Source organism: Saccharothrix longispora, from assembly GCF_031455225.1.
Classification (GTDB): Bacteria; Actinomycetota; Actinomycetes; order Mycobacteriales; family Pseudonocardiaceae; genus Actinosynnema; species Actinosynnema longispora.
On sequence record NZ_JAVDSG010000001.1, the window covers coordinates 1,472,417 to 1,485,690 of the forward strand.

9 protein-coding genes are annotated in these 13,274 nt (G+C 72.5%); 4 read left to right on the forward strand and 5 right to left on the reverse strand.

What is annotated here, in order from left to right; translation table 11 throughout:
* Positions 1-28: 28 nt before the first annotated feature.
* Both J2S66_RS06575 and J2S66_RS06580 read left to right on the forward strand, forming a co-directional pair.
* Positions 29-1,276, forward strand: coding sequence for an ATP-grasp domain-containing protein (locus tag J2S66_RS06575; protein WP_310304996.1), 1,248 nt, complete (start codon positions 29-31; stop codon positions 1,274-1,276).
* Between the two features lie 30 nt (positions 1,277-1,306).
* Positions 1,307-2,557, forward strand: coding sequence for an MFS transporter (locus J2S66_RS06580; RefSeq protein ID WP_310304999.1), 1,251 nt, complete (start codon positions 1,307-1,309; stop codon positions 2,555-2,557).
* Positions 2,558-2,650: 93 nt separating this feature from the next.
* Here the strand turns inward: J2S66_RS06580 and J2S66_RS06585 are convergent, their stop codons facing one another.
* The 3 genes from J2S66_RS06585 to J2S66_RS06595 all read right to left on the reverse strand — a co-directional run bounded on the left by J2S66_RS06585 (position 2,651) and on the right by J2S66_RS06595 (position 9,719).
* Positions 2,651-5,854, reverse strand: coding sequence for a S8 family serine peptidase (locus tag J2S66_RS06585; RefSeq protein WP_310305001.1), 3,204 nt, complete (start codon positions 5,852-5,854; stop codon positions 2,651-2,653).
* Between the two features lie 281 nt (positions 5,855-6,135).
* Complete coding sequence (locus J2S66_RS06590) at positions 6,136-7,989, reverse strand: ABC transporter ATP-binding protein (RefSeq protein WP_310305003.1); 1,854 nt, start codon at positions 7,987-7,989, stop codon at positions 6,136-6,138.
* Complete coding sequence (locus J2S66_RS06595; RefSeq protein ID WP_310305006.1) at positions 7,986-9,719, reverse strand: ABC transporter ATP-binding protein; 1,734 nt, start codon at positions 9,717-9,719, stop codon at positions 7,986-7,988. Before J2S66_RS06595 ends, J2S66_RS06590 begins: the two co-directional genes overlap by 4 nt.
* Before the next feature lie 86 nt (positions 9,720-9,805).
* Between J2S66_RS06595 and J2S66_RS06600 the strand changes: the two genes are divergently transcribed.
* Positions 9,806-10,417, forward strand: a complete 612-nt coding sequence (locus tag J2S66_RS06600) for a TetR/AcrR family transcriptional regulator (RefSeq protein WP_310305010.1) — start codon at positions 9,806-9,808, stop codon at positions 10,415-10,417.
* A 4-nt stretch (positions 10,418-10,421) separates the two neighbouring features.
* Here J2S66_RS06600 and J2S66_RS06605 read toward each other — a convergent pair whose 3' ends face one another.
* Complete coding sequence (locus J2S66_RS06605) at positions 10,422-10,715, reverse strand: hypothetical protein (protein ID WP_310305013.1); 294 nt, start codon at positions 10,713-10,715, stop codon at positions 10,422-10,424.
* A 215-nt stretch (positions 10,716-10,930) separates the two neighbouring features.
* Between J2S66_RS06605 and J2S66_RS06610 the strand changes: the two genes are divergently transcribed.
* On the forward strand, positions 10,931-11,134 hold the full coding sequence (locus tag J2S66_RS06610; protein ID WP_310305016.1) for a DUF2795 domain-containing protein: 204 nt from the start codon (positions 10,931-10,933) through the stop codon (positions 11,132-11,134).
* Between the two features lie 6 nt (positions 11,135-11,140).
* On the opposite strand, the gene J2S66_RS06615 is transcribed toward J2S66_RS06610, so the two are convergent.
* On the reverse strand, positions 11,141-12,628 hold the full coding sequence (locus J2S66_RS06615; protein ID WP_310305019.1) for a hypothetical protein: 1,488 nt from the start codon (positions 12,626-12,628) through the stop codon (positions 11,141-11,143).
* Positions 12,629-13,274: the final 646 nt, after the last annotated feature.

Sequence of the window (13,274 nt, forward strand, 5' to 3'; positions counted from 1 at the left end):
TGAGCACACGGAAACGAGGCACGGCACGATGACCACCCCCGAGGACACCCGCCCGTTGCTGCTGGTGGTCGCCACCGGCATGCGGACCTACCGCGAGTACCTGCTGCGCTCGATCGCCGCCGAGTACCGCGTCCACCTGTTCCTGAGCACCGAGCCGGAGTGGGAGAAGGAGTACGTCGCGGGTTGGACCGTGCTGCCCAACACCATGGACGGCCCGGCCATGGCCGCCGCGGCGACCGCGCTGGCCGAACGCGAGGCGATCGCGGGCGTGCTGTGCTGGGACGAGGCGCGCATCCACGCCGCCGCGTTCGTCGCGCAGGCCGTCGGCGCCCGCAACGGCGACCCCGACGTGGTGTGGCGACTGCGGGACAAGGGCCGGACCCGCGCGGCGCTGGACGACGCCGGCGTGGCACAGCCCCGATCCATCCCGGTCAAGACCGTGGACGACGCGGTGGCCGCGGCGGGCGTGGTCGGCTACCCGGTGATCCTCAAGCCGCGTGGCCTGGGCGCCAGCCTCGGCGTGGTCAAGGTGGCCGACGAGGAGGGGCTGCGGGCGAACTTCGCCTTCACCCTGGCCGCGGAGGGGCCCGAGCCGGTCGTGTTCGACACCGACCAGCCGGTCCTCGTCGAGGAGTTCGTCTCCGGCGAGGAGATCAGCGTCGACTCGGTGGTGCGCGACGGCGAGGTGACCCCGCTGTTCGTCGGCCGCAAGGTGGTCGGCTACCCGCCCTACGCCGAGGAGGTCGGCCACTTCGTCGACGCCCACGACCCGTTGCTCGCCGACCCCGCGCTGCTCAAGGCGCTCCAGCGGACCCACGAGGCGCTGGGCTTCACCGACGGCGTCACGCACTCGGAGTTCATGCTCACCGAATCCGGCCCCGAGGTCATCGAGGTCAACGGCCGCCTCGGCGGCGACCTGATCCCGTACCTGGGCCTGCTCGCCACCGGCATCGACCCCGGTCTGGTCGCGGCGGCGGCGGCGACCGGCAGGCCCGTCGACCTGACGCCCACGCGCGGCCGGGTGGCCGGCATCCGCTTCTTCTACGTGGCCGAGGAGGACACCACGATCGGTTCCCTCGGGTTCGCCGAGGAGGCGTTGCCCGAGGGCATGGACCGCGTCGTCGTGGTGGCCCAGCCCGGTGCCGTCGTCTCGCCGCCGCCCAAGGGCACGGTGTGGGGCCGCATCGCCTTCGCCATCGCCACCGGCGACTCCCGCGCCCAGGTCGCCGAGCGGCTGGCCGCCGCCGAGACCGCCTTCGACGTCAAGCCCGCCTGAGATCCCCGCATCCCCGAGAAATGTGAAGTGATGGCGACAGAAAAGAAGTCAGCAGGCATCTGGAGCACGTTCGTCGAGTCGCCGGTGGCGGTGAAGGCGGTGCTGGGCGGCGTCTTCATCAACAAGGTCGGCGGCTTCCTCAACATCTTCCTGGTGCTGTTCCTGACCGCGAAGGGCTACTCCGACGGCCAGGCGGCCACCGCGCTGGGCGTGTACGGCGTCGGCAGCGTGATCGGCGTGCTCATCGGCGGCGCGCTCGCCGACCGGCTCGGCGCGCGCAACTCCACGGTGCTCAGCATGGCGGGGTCCGCCGCGCTCATCGCGGCACTGCTCTACCTGCCCAGCTACCCGCTGCTGATCGTCGCGATCGCGGCGGTGGGCGCGGTCTCCCAGGTCTACCGGCCGGCGTCGGCGACGCTGCTGTCGGAGCTGACCGACGACGACCGCCAGGTCATGATCTTCGCGATGTACCGGTTCGGCATGAACCTCGGCACGACCGCCGCGCCGCTGATCGGGCTGGCCCTGTACCACTGGGGCGGTGACAGCTACCAGCTGCTGTTCTGGGGCGAGGCGCTGATCGCCCTGGCCTACGCGGTGGTGGCGCACCTGGTCCTGCCGTCCAAGGCGGAGGAGAAGCGCATCCGCTTCGGCGAGGCCGACTCGGCGCCCGCGACCGGCAGCTACGCCGAGGTGTTCCGCGACCGCAGGTACCTGGCGTTCCTGCTGGTCGTGTTCATCAACGGCGTGGTCTACATGCAGTACCTCTCCACGCTGCCGCTGGACGTGCAGAAGTCCGGGGTGCCGATCTTCTGGTACACGTTCGCGGTCGCGCTCAACGGCGCGGTGGTGATCATGTTCGAGCTGCTGGTGACCAAGACGACGCAGAACATGCCGGCCAAGATCGTCGTGGCCGTCACGTTCGTGCTGCTCGGCCTCGGCGTGGCCACCTACGGCCTGCCCCTGGGGCCGGCCGTGATCATCATCGGCACGCTGCTGTGGACGCTGGCCGAGATCATCGGCGGACCGGTCGTGTTCTCCTACCCCGGCGTGGTCGCGCCCCCGCACCTCAAGGGGCGCTACATCGGCAGCTTCCAGTTCGTCTTCGGGCTCGGCTCGGCCGCCGGGCCGATCGTGGGCGGGTTCCTGTTCGTCCAGCTCGGCCACGCCGTCTGGCCCGTGCTCGGCGCGGTGTCGCTGGTCGGCGCGGTGATCGGGTACTTCGCCACCCGGCAGAACCCCCGCGTCGCGGAGAAGGCGGAGGAACCGGTCAGCCAGAGCTGATCCCGCGTCCGCCCGTGGCGGGAGGGAGGGAGTGGCGTGCCGGGCCGGTGATCGTCGCCGGTGGCGCGCCACTCCCTCCCGATCGCGCGGGTCCTACCCGGTGATCCGGTAAGCGCGGATCACGGTGTGCTCGAACGTGTTGCCGTCGTCGTCCGAACCGGAGGCGCGCAGCGAGGCGTACCCGGCCGCGTCCGGGTGCCGCACCAGGGCCGCGCCACCGGCGACGGGCACCGTCCGCCAGGTCCTGCCGTCGTCGAACGACACGTCGACCCGCACCCGACCCACCTCGCCGTTGTCCGCCCCTTCCTGCTGCTCCACGGTCAGCGGCACGCGCAGCAGGCCGCCGGCGGGGGTGCCGCCCGCGTCGTCGAGGGCGGGGGTGAAGCGGACCACCGACATCGGCAACCGGCGGCCGTGGCCGTCGGGGAGGACGTCCGCGCGGAACGTCCACGCACCGGTGACGTGCGTGCTCAGCTCGTACGCCGCCGGGTCGCGCACCACGTCGTGCTCCACCCGGTAGCGGGCCTCGCCCGCCTCCACGCTGAACTCGCCCCACTGGTCCCGGATCAGGCCGACCAGGCGGCCGTCGCGGTACAGGGAGGTGCGTGCCGACCGGGCGGACGAACGGCCCAGGTTGCCGTCGCGGTCGTTGAACAGCGGCACCTGGGACGTGATGCGGTCCTCGTGCACGCTCAGGTAGTTCGCCGCGTACCCGGACAGACCGGGACCCAGCACCGGGAACAGGAACCGCTCCTCGTGGTCGCGGCCGGGTTCGTACGTGCGATCGAACGCGGAGTAGTCGGCCTCGGTGCGGTAGTCGGGCGACTGCCGCAGGTAGGACCAGTCCCAGGTCATCCGCTCCGGCGTGATGCGGTCCACGACCGCGCCGCCCGCGGGCACGGGCAGCAGCACCGACCAGCCGCCCGAGTCGTCCGGCGGGTTGGCGCTGCCGCTGTGCAGGTGCAGGCGGTCGGCGGGACCGGGGGCGAAGTCCGTCCGCACCTCGACCAGGTCGTCCGCGCTCGGCGCGCGGGTGAACCCGGTGGGCACCGAGCCCCGCTCGAACCAGCGGAACCGGTAGTGCACCGGCGTCCCGTCGACCGGGGCGCCCTGGAACTGGGCGCCGATCGAGGTGTTCAGCTCCTGCTCGGGCAGCGCCGGGCCGTCGTGGCCGAGCGACAGGTTCGCGAAACCGGTCAGGAACGCCGTGTTGAGCACGACGCGCCGGCCGTTGAGCACCCGGGAGAGGTTGATGTCCCCGATCACCGCGGTCGTGCCGGGCTCGGGCGGCGTGACCTCGATCGGCGCGGCCACCCGGGCGTCGACGGTGAACCGGGTGTGGTCGGCGTCGACGGTCAGGCTCGGCCGGGCGATCACCGCCGCCCGGTCGCCGGTGCGGACGAACGAGCGCGCCAGGTACTCGCCCTTCGGCACGCGCGCGGTGGCGGTGCCGTCCACCCCGTACAGGGACGTGAAGACGTCGTTGTCCATGCCCACGAGCACCGTGGTGTGGTCGGGGGCGGGGTCGCCCCCGGCGTCGAGGTGCGCGACCGCGATCTCGTGGCTCTCGACCTCGCGGGCGAGGCTGACCGGGGTGCGCGTCGGCCCGCCGACGAGGACGCCCGAGAAGACGCCGTCGAGGGAGCCGACCCTGGTGTCCGCGGTGACCGCCACGGCGGCCGTGCCGCCAGCAGGCACGGTGACCCGCGCCGGGGAGGCGGTGAGCAGGCCCGCCGGCGCGGGCCGGCCGTCCGGGCCGCGGAGTTCGGCGGTGAGGTCGAACGCGACCGGCTGCCGGCCGTTGTTGCGGTAGGTGACGGTCTTGGTCACGGGGGTGTCGTCGTGGTGCGGCCACTGCTGCTCCGCGAACGCGAGGCTCACCGGGTCGGCGCCGACGGTGGCGCTGATCGCCCTGGTCAGGTCCACCCGGCCGGTGCCCTGGTCGAACACGCCCAGGTCCGGGTTCGGCTCGGCGGACGCCATGAGGGCGGCCTTGATCCGCGCGCCGGTCCAGTCGGGGTGCTGCTGGGCGAGCAGGGCCGCCGCGCCGGCGACGTGCGGGGTGGCCATCGACGTGCCGGACAGGGCCAGGTGCCGCCTGCCGACCGGGGTGCCGATGACGGCGTCGGCGGCCCTGGCGGCGACGATGTTGAGGCCGGGCGCGGTGATGTCGGGCTTCACCGCGCCGTCGCCGTTGCGGGGACCGCGGCTGGAGAAGTGCGCCAGGTCGTCGTCGTGCCGGACCGCGCCGACGGTGAGCGCGGCGTCGGCGCTGCCCGGCGAGTCGATGGACCTGGACCGCCCGCCGTTGCCTGCCGCGACGACGAACAGGGCGCCGGTCTCCTCGGACAGCCGGTTGACCGCCTCCTCCAGCGGGTCGACGCCGGGGGAGTCGTAGCCGCCGAGGCTGAGGTTGACGATGTCCGCGCCCTCGTCGACGGCCCACCGCATCCCCGCCATGACCCAGGACTCGGGGCACCCGCCGTTCGCGCACACCTTGCCGTCGAGGATGCGGGCGCCGGGCGCGACGCCCCGGTACTCCCGGTGGCCGCTCGCGATGGTGGCGGCGACGTGCGTGCCGTGGCCGTCGCGGTCGGTGGCGTCGGGGTCGTCGGTGAAGTTGCGCTCGGCGACCTCCCGGCCCGCCAGGTCGGGGTGCCGGCCGTCCACGCCGCCGTCGAGCACGGCGACCTTCACGCCCCGGCCGGTCAGGCCCGCCCGCCACGCGGTGGGCGCGCCGATCTGCGCGGTGGAGCGGTCGAGGGAAGGGCGCAGCATGCCGTCGAGCCACACCTTGGTCACGCCGGGGTCGGCGAGCAGGTCGCGGAACGCGGCGCCGGCGTCGGCCTTGGGCGCCTGTGCGGCCACCGCGCCGGGTAACGCCCGGGTGGCGCGCAGGCCGGTGGGCGCACCGGTGACGATGATCGGCACGTGGTCGCTGTTCGCGTCGTCGTACCCGGCCTCGATCAGCCCGGTGACGTCGAACAACCGCGGGTCGAGCCGGCCCGCGGCCACGCCCTTCGCCGCGTCCTCGGGGACGACGTGCAACCGCCCGTCCCGGTACGCGGAGTGGAACGTCATCGCCTCGCGGCCGGGCCCCGGCCGGAACGCGCCGACCGCCTCGCCGGTCACCACGACCCGGTCGCCGGTGATCAACGTGACGGTCCGCGGCTGGGCCGCCGGGCGTTCCGCGGGTGCGGGCGACCCCGCCCCGGCCCCCGTGGGCACCGCGGCGACGAGCCCGAACGCCAGGACGACGGCCGTCGAGGCCCTACCGCGCTTTCGTGGTCTGGACACAGTCCCTCCCGGATCGGTGGCGCGCTGTGGATCGCGCGGTCGGGAGGCACCGCAGACCCGCGGTGGCGGTGAACCGGAAGTGACGATGCCCCCCAGACGGGCTCGACGTTACCGACGCGCGCCCGCGGGCAGTACCGGCAACCGCGGTGTTGCTGCACATGCCGCAGCGGTGGTGCGCGGGTCGACGTCCGGTCCGCGGGCGCGTGCCTTCGCCGTGCCCGGATTCCGGCCCGGGTGGTATGCGGGGTGCGGGAGCCGATCGGACCCGCACCCCGCCCGGCTCAGCCCGCCGCCGCGAACTGGGCCGAGTACAGCCGGTGGTACGCGCCGCCCGCCGCGAGCAGCTCGTCGTGGGTGCCCTGCTCCACGATGCGGCCCGCCTCCATCACCAGGATCAGGTCAGCGTCCCGGATCGTGGACAGGCGGTGGGCGATGACGAAGCTCGTGCGCGACGACCGCAGCGCCGCCATCGCGTGCTGCACCAGCGACTCGGTCCGCGTGTCCACCGACGACGTCGCCTCGTCCAGGATGAGCAGCGACGGGTCGGCCAGGAACGCGCGCGCGATCGTCAGCAGCTGCTTCTCGCCCGCGCTGACGTTCGTGCCCTCCTCGTCGATCACCGTGTCGTACCCGTCGGGCAGGGTCCGCACGAACCGGTCCACGTAGGTGGCGCGCGCGGCGGCGACGATCTCCTCCTCCGTCGCGTTCGGGCGGCCGTAGGCGATGTTGTCGCGGATCGTGCCGCCGAACAGCCACGTGTCCTGGAGGACCATGCCGATCCTCGACCGGAGGTCGGAGCGGCGCAGCGCGGTGATGTCCGTGCCGTCCAGGGTGATCCGGCCGGAGTCGAGCTCGTAGAAGCGCAGCACCAGGTTGACCAGCGTGGTCTTGCCCGCCCCGGTCGGTCCCACGATCGCCACCGTCTGACCGGGTTCGGCGACCAGCGACAGGTCCTCGATCAGCGGCTGGTCCTCCCGGTAGGCGAACCCGACGCGCTCGAACACCACCTTGCCGCGGCTCGCCTCGGGGACCGGGGCGTCGGCCGGGTCCGGGGTCTGCTCCTCGGCGTCGAGGACCTCGAACACCCGCTCCGCCGACGCCACACCCGACTGCATCAGGTTCGCCATCGACGCCACCTGGGTCAGCGGCTGGGTGAACTGGCGCGAGTACTGGATGAACGCCTGCACCTCGCCGAGGGTCATCGCGCCCGACGTGATGCGCAGGCCGCCGACCACCGCGACCGCCACGTAGCTGAGGTTCGACAGGAACATCATGATCGGCATGATCAGGCCGGACACGAACTGCGCCTTCGTCGCCGAACCCACCAGCGCCTCGTTGCGCCGCCGGAACTCCTCCTCGGACTCCCGCTGCCTGCCGAACACCTTCACCAGCTGGTGGCCGGTGAACGCCTCCTCGATGTGCGCGTTCAGCGCGCCGGTCTGCTTCCACTGCGCCACGAACTGCGCCTGCGAGACCTTGCGGATGCGGCCGGTCACGATCACCGACACCGGGATCAGCAGCAGCGCGATCAGCGCCAGCAGCGGCGAGATGGTGATCATCATGATCAGCACCCCCACCACGGTGAGCAGCGACGTCAGCAGCTGGCTCAGCGTCTGCTGCAACGTGGTGGAGACGTTGTCGATGTCGTTGGTGACCCGCGACAGCGTCTCGCCGCGCGGCTGGCCGTCGAAGTAGCGCAGCGGCAGCCGGTGCAGCTTCGCCTCCACGTCGGCGCGCAGCGTCAGGACCACGCGCTGCACGACGTTGTTGAGGATGCGGCCCTGCGCCCAGGCGAACAGCGACGAGGCCAGGTACAGCGCCAGCACCCAGGTCAACACCTGACCGAGCGCGCCGAAGTCGACGCCGGCGCCCGGCTCGCCGCGCAGCCGTCCGAGGACGCCGTCGAAGATGATGTCCGTGGCGTGGCCCAGGATCTTCGGCCCGGCCACCGCGAACGCCACGCTGGTCACGCCCAGCGCGACGACGGCCGCGACCGCGTTCCGCTCGGGGCGCAGCCGCCGCACGAGCCGCTTGGCCGACGGCGTGAAGTTCTCGGCCTTGCCCATCGGCATGCCCATGCCGCCGAAGCCCGCGCCCATCCGCGCGGGCGCCCGGTTCGTCGTGGTGGTGCTCATGCGGCCTGCTCCGGGGTCAGCTGGGACTCGACGATCTCGACGTACGTGGGGCACGTCGCCAACAGCTCGTGGTGCGTGCCGGTGCCGACCACGGAACCGTTGTCCAGCACCACGATCAGGTCCGCGTCGATGATCGTCGACACGCGCTGGGCCACGACGATCACCACCGCGTGCGCCGTGCGCGGGCGCAGCGCCGCGCGCAGCCGGGCGTCGGTGGCCAGGTCCAGCGCGGAGAACGCGTCGTCGAACAGGTACACGCCGGGTGCGCGGACCAGCGCCCGCGCGATCGACAACCGCTGCCGCTGGCCGCCGGACACGTTCGTGCCGCCCTGTGCGATCGGCGCGTCCAGCCCTTCGGGCATGGCCTCCACGAAGTCGCGCGCCTGCGCCACCTCCAGCGCCGCCCACAGCTCCTCGTCGGTCGCGTCGGGGTTGCCGTAGCGCAGGTTGCTCGCGATCGTGCCGGTGAACAGGTACGGCCGCTGCGGCACCAGGCCGATGCGCGAGCACAGCACGTCCGCGTCGACCTCCCGCACGTCCGCACCGTCGACCAGCACCGCGCCGGACGTGACGTCGATGAGCCGGGGGATCAGGTTGACCAGCGTGGTCTTGCCCGCGCCGGTGCTGCCGATGATCGCGGTCGTCCGGCCGGCTTCGGCCGTGAACGTGATGTCGCGCAGCACCGGCTCCGCCGCGCCGGGGTAGCGGAACTCCGCGTCGACGAACTCGACCCGGGCCTGCCGGGGCAGCTCCACGACGGGGTTCGCGGGAGGTGTCACGGACGAGTCGGTGTCGAGCACCTCGTTGATCCGCTCGGCGCTCACCGCGGCGCGCGGGATCATCATCGAGATGAACGTGGCCATCATGACCGACATGAGGATCTGCACCAGGTAGCTGATGAACGCGGTCAGCGCGCCGACCTGCATCTGCCCGGTGTCGACCCGGTGCGCGCCGAACCACAGCACGGCCACGCTCGACCCGTTCAGGATCAGCATCACGACCGGGAAGACCAGCGCCTGCAACCGGCCGACCCGCAGCGCGGTGTCGGTGAGCGCCTGGTTGACGCCGGCGAACCGCTCGCTCTCGTGCGGCTCGCGGACGAACGCGCGCACCACGCGGATGCCGGCCAGCTGCTCGCGCAGCACCCGGTTGACGGCGTCGATGCGCTCCTGCATCAGGCGGAACTGGGGGACCATCCGCACCACGATGAGCCCGATCGACACCGCGAGGGCGGGCACGCACACGAGCAGCAGCCAGGACAGGCCGACGTCCTCGCGCAGCGCCATCACGATGCCCGCCACGCACATGATCGGCGCGGTGACCAGCACGGTGCACACCATCACCACCAGCAGTTGCACCTGCTGCACGTCGTTGGTGGTGCGGGTGATCAGGGAGGACGGCCCGAACGCGGCGACCTCGCGGGCGGAGAACCGGCCGACGCGGTGGAACACGGCCGACCGCACGTCGCGGCCGAAGTTCATGGCGACCCGGGCGCTGTAGAAGACGGCGCCGATGGAGCAGGCGATCTGGATGGCGCTGACCAGCAGCATCCACCCGCCGGTGGACACGATGTAGTCGGTATCGCCGGTGGCGATGCCGAAGTCGATGACGTCGGCGTTGAGGCTGGGCAGGTACAGCGAGGCGACGGTGCCGACGAGTTGGAGCGCCAGCACGATCGAGAGTTCTCGCCGGTACGGCCGCAGGTGCGTGCGGAGCAGGCGGCTGAGCAAGGACTTCCCCCATAGGAAACGGATCGTGTCTTAGGCTTGTACGGTAGACCCGTCGTATAAGAAACGCAACGTATCTAAGGAGTAGGGTGCCCGAACCGAGGTCGCGCCGCCGCGGCGCCGAGCTGGAGGCCGCCATCCTGGACGCGGCGTGGGCTGAGTTGACCGAGGTGGGCTACGCGCGCCTGACGATGGAGGCGGTGGCGGCGCGGGCGGGCACGAGCAAGCCGGTCGTCTACCGGCGCTGGCCGAGCCGAGCCGCCTTGGTGCTGGCCGCGTGGGGTCACCGCGTGCCGGTGTCGTCCACCCCCGCCGACACGGGCGACCTGCGGGAAGACCTGGTGGCGCTGTTCACGCTGGTGGCCCGCCGGGCGGACTCGATGATGAACGAGATGATCGCGGGCGTGATGGGGGAGGCGTTCCGCCACCCGGAGGTGGCGGAGATCCTCCGTGATCGGCTGACCTCGAAGTCGCCGCTGTCCGGGGCCGTGGAGCAGATCGTCGCGAGGGCCGTGGCGCGGGGTGAGCTGCCCGAGGTCGAGATCCCCCACCGGGTGGCCCGCGTCCCGCTCGACCTGGTCCGCAACGAGTCCACGATGTGCGGCGTCCCCGTCGCCGACGACACGATCGCCGAACTGGTGGACGACATCTACCTGCCCCTCCTGCGCGGCCTCGCCTGCCGGGGGCCGTCCCCGGGCTGAGGGGTCAGGCCGCGGTCGCGTCGCCGATCCGGCTGAGCACGCTGGACGCGGCGAGGAACGACGTGCGGGTGGCTGCGACGTCACCGTCGGCGGCGCGCCGGAACCCGATGACGAGGATGCGCTGGGCCTCGGCCAACGCCCTGTCCGGGCCGTCCGGGGCGAGGTCGGCGGGATCGGCCGGTTCGGTCAGGTCGGGTGCGGCATCGGCGACGCCGGCGAGGACCGCGTCGAGCCGGAGGCCGTCGGCGGGCGCGGCGCCCAGGGCGGAGATCGCCTGGTCGACGGCGGTGCGCAACACGGCGGCGGAAGCGTGCGATAACGGCGGTGGCAGCGACATGGCAAGCACAATAGTGCGATATGCACCCGAATTCCATCGTGCAAATGCACGTGCATCCGAGAATTGCGGCGTGCTACTCAGGGTGTGCCGAAAGGTTCCGACACGGTGGCCGCCGTTTCCTCCCGGCCACCGGGGGTACGGCTTTCGGGAAGGCACGGCGTCCACCGGGAGGAACGATGGCGGCGACGATCCGGGACCACCTGGAGGAATCCCTCGGAGAGGTGGACTTCCCCTCGACCAGGGACGACCTGATCGACGCGGCCGTCGGCCGGGGCGACCCCACCGCCGTGCAGGCGTTGCGCGCGATCCCGGACCGGGACTACGCGGACCTCGCCGAGGTGCTGCGGGCGGTGGAGTCGGCCGACGGCGTCGGGCGGTAGCGGGGATCAGCGGGCGCGCATCAGCACCAGGTCGCCGTGCCCGCCGTAGCCGAGCACGGGTTCGGCGTACTGCGTGCCGTCGAACGTGATCATCCACCACTCGCGGCCGACCTGGACCAGCATCGGGTGCGGGATGTTCGTGCCGTACGGGGCGTCCAGCGTGCCCAGCTTCCGCATCGCCAGGTCGTACACCGGGTAGTTCCGCGCGTCGCCGTCGCTCGCGAACAGGTACCACTCGCCGCCGACGCGCTGGATGATCGTGCCCTCGGTCTGGTCCACGGTGCGGTCCGCGCCGACCAGGGTCAGCGACTCGGCGTAGTCCGCTCCGCGCGGGCCCGCGGCCAGGGCGGGGTGGAAGACGAACGCCGGCTGCTGCGCCTCGCTCTCCACGAACGCCAGCCGCCAGCGGCCGTCGACCCTGGTCAGGGCCGGGTCCCACGAGCTGACGGCCGTCGGCAGCGGCAGGCGTTGGGTGGGGATCACGTGCACGCCGGACAGCACGTCGGCCCGCGTCGTGGCGTGCCGGACGTGCACGCCCTTGAAGTCGAAGTCGCCCCACGAGCTCATGAGCAGGATGAACCGGCCGGTCCGGTCGTCGTACACGATCTGCCCGGCGTGGTCGCCCAGCACGACGCCGTCGCGGGCGAAGAACAGCACCGCCACCTGCTCCAGGCGGGTCGGGTCGGCCAGGTCGAGCGTCCACACCGCCCAGTGCGCCTGCTGGAAGAACCCCAGTCCCGCGTTGGTCATGGTCAGGTACAGCTTGCCGTCGCGGATGAACGGCCTGCCGTCGGCGTGCTGCACCAGGTGCGGGTCGCGTACGCCGGCCTGCCCGAAGTAGCCCGCCCGCACCCGGCCCAGGCGCACCGCGCCGCGACCGCCGTAGGCGTAATCGAGCCGCCCGAGCACGTCCGGTACGCGCAGGTCCACCAGGGCGCGCACACGGTCCCGCTCGGTCAGCACCGGCTGCCACCCCGTGCCGGTGCCGGTCGGGTCCACCAGCACGGTGACCGCGTTCTCGTTGACCACCACGGCCAGTCGGAACGCGCCGACCACGCGCACGTCGGCGGTCTTGACCACGGTGGTGGCGCCGTTGGTGGTGACCTCGATCGTCGCCCGCCCGGCGGACGGGTCGACCGTGCCCAGCACCGACGTGCCACCGCCCGCCAGCCCGGCGACCACCGTGCCGCCGGGATCGGTCCCGAGCACCTCCACCAGTACGGAGCCGAACGGCGCGCGTGGACGCACCCCGGTCGTGACGAGCGTGTCCGCGGCGGCGGGCGGGGCGGGTGTCAGCGCGCTGTCGTACTGCACGAACCGCGGCGCCACCAGGTCGAACGGCCGGTACTTGTGGGTGACCCCGAAGTGCAGGTCGAACGGTGTCGCACCCGGCTCGGCGGCCGCCGCCACGTGCGGCGAGCCGAGCACCGCGGGCAGTGCCGCGGCGGCCCCCGCGCCGCGCAGCAGGGTCCGACGACCGATTCCGCCTTCCACCACGTGCCTCCTCGTCCCGATCAACGGTGATCGACGCACCAGGTCTACCCGTTGGTGGTGAGGGAGCACCAGGACCGATCGGCGGTGCCGGGCTACGGGACTTCGGGTGTGGTGTGGCCGGGACGAGCGCGGGGGACGTTCCGAAGGGGGCGGGTTTCCGGGAAAGACGTCGGCGCCCTGCCGGTGATGCCCCCGAGCGTGGCCCCGACCACGATCCGCACCACCGGCAGGACGCCGACCAACCCATCCCTCGCGGGCCCTGCTCCCGCACCACTGAGGTACCCAGTCGGTCGCGATCCCATGCCACCCGCTCGAAAAATCCGTCACGAGGCTCGCGGCGCGGTCCGGACGCGGGCTGCTGGGTCCACTGTGGACATGAGGAAGCCCCCGGTCGCCCGAGGGGGGAGACGGCGACCGGAGGCGGGTTCTGGTGGTCGGTGCGGCGGTCGCCTCTCGGCGAAGGGCTCGACGCGGCTCCAGCCGAACGGTCTTCCGCGAAGGCTTTGTGGGTGAGGCCCGGGGGACACTGACCGCACCGACCATCTCGTACAACGTGACGCCCCGTCCCCGTGTTCCGGCGTACGGGTGTCCTCGCTCTCACTCGTTCGGGTCAGAGCGGTGCGTGACGGCGCTTGCGCGCCGTCGT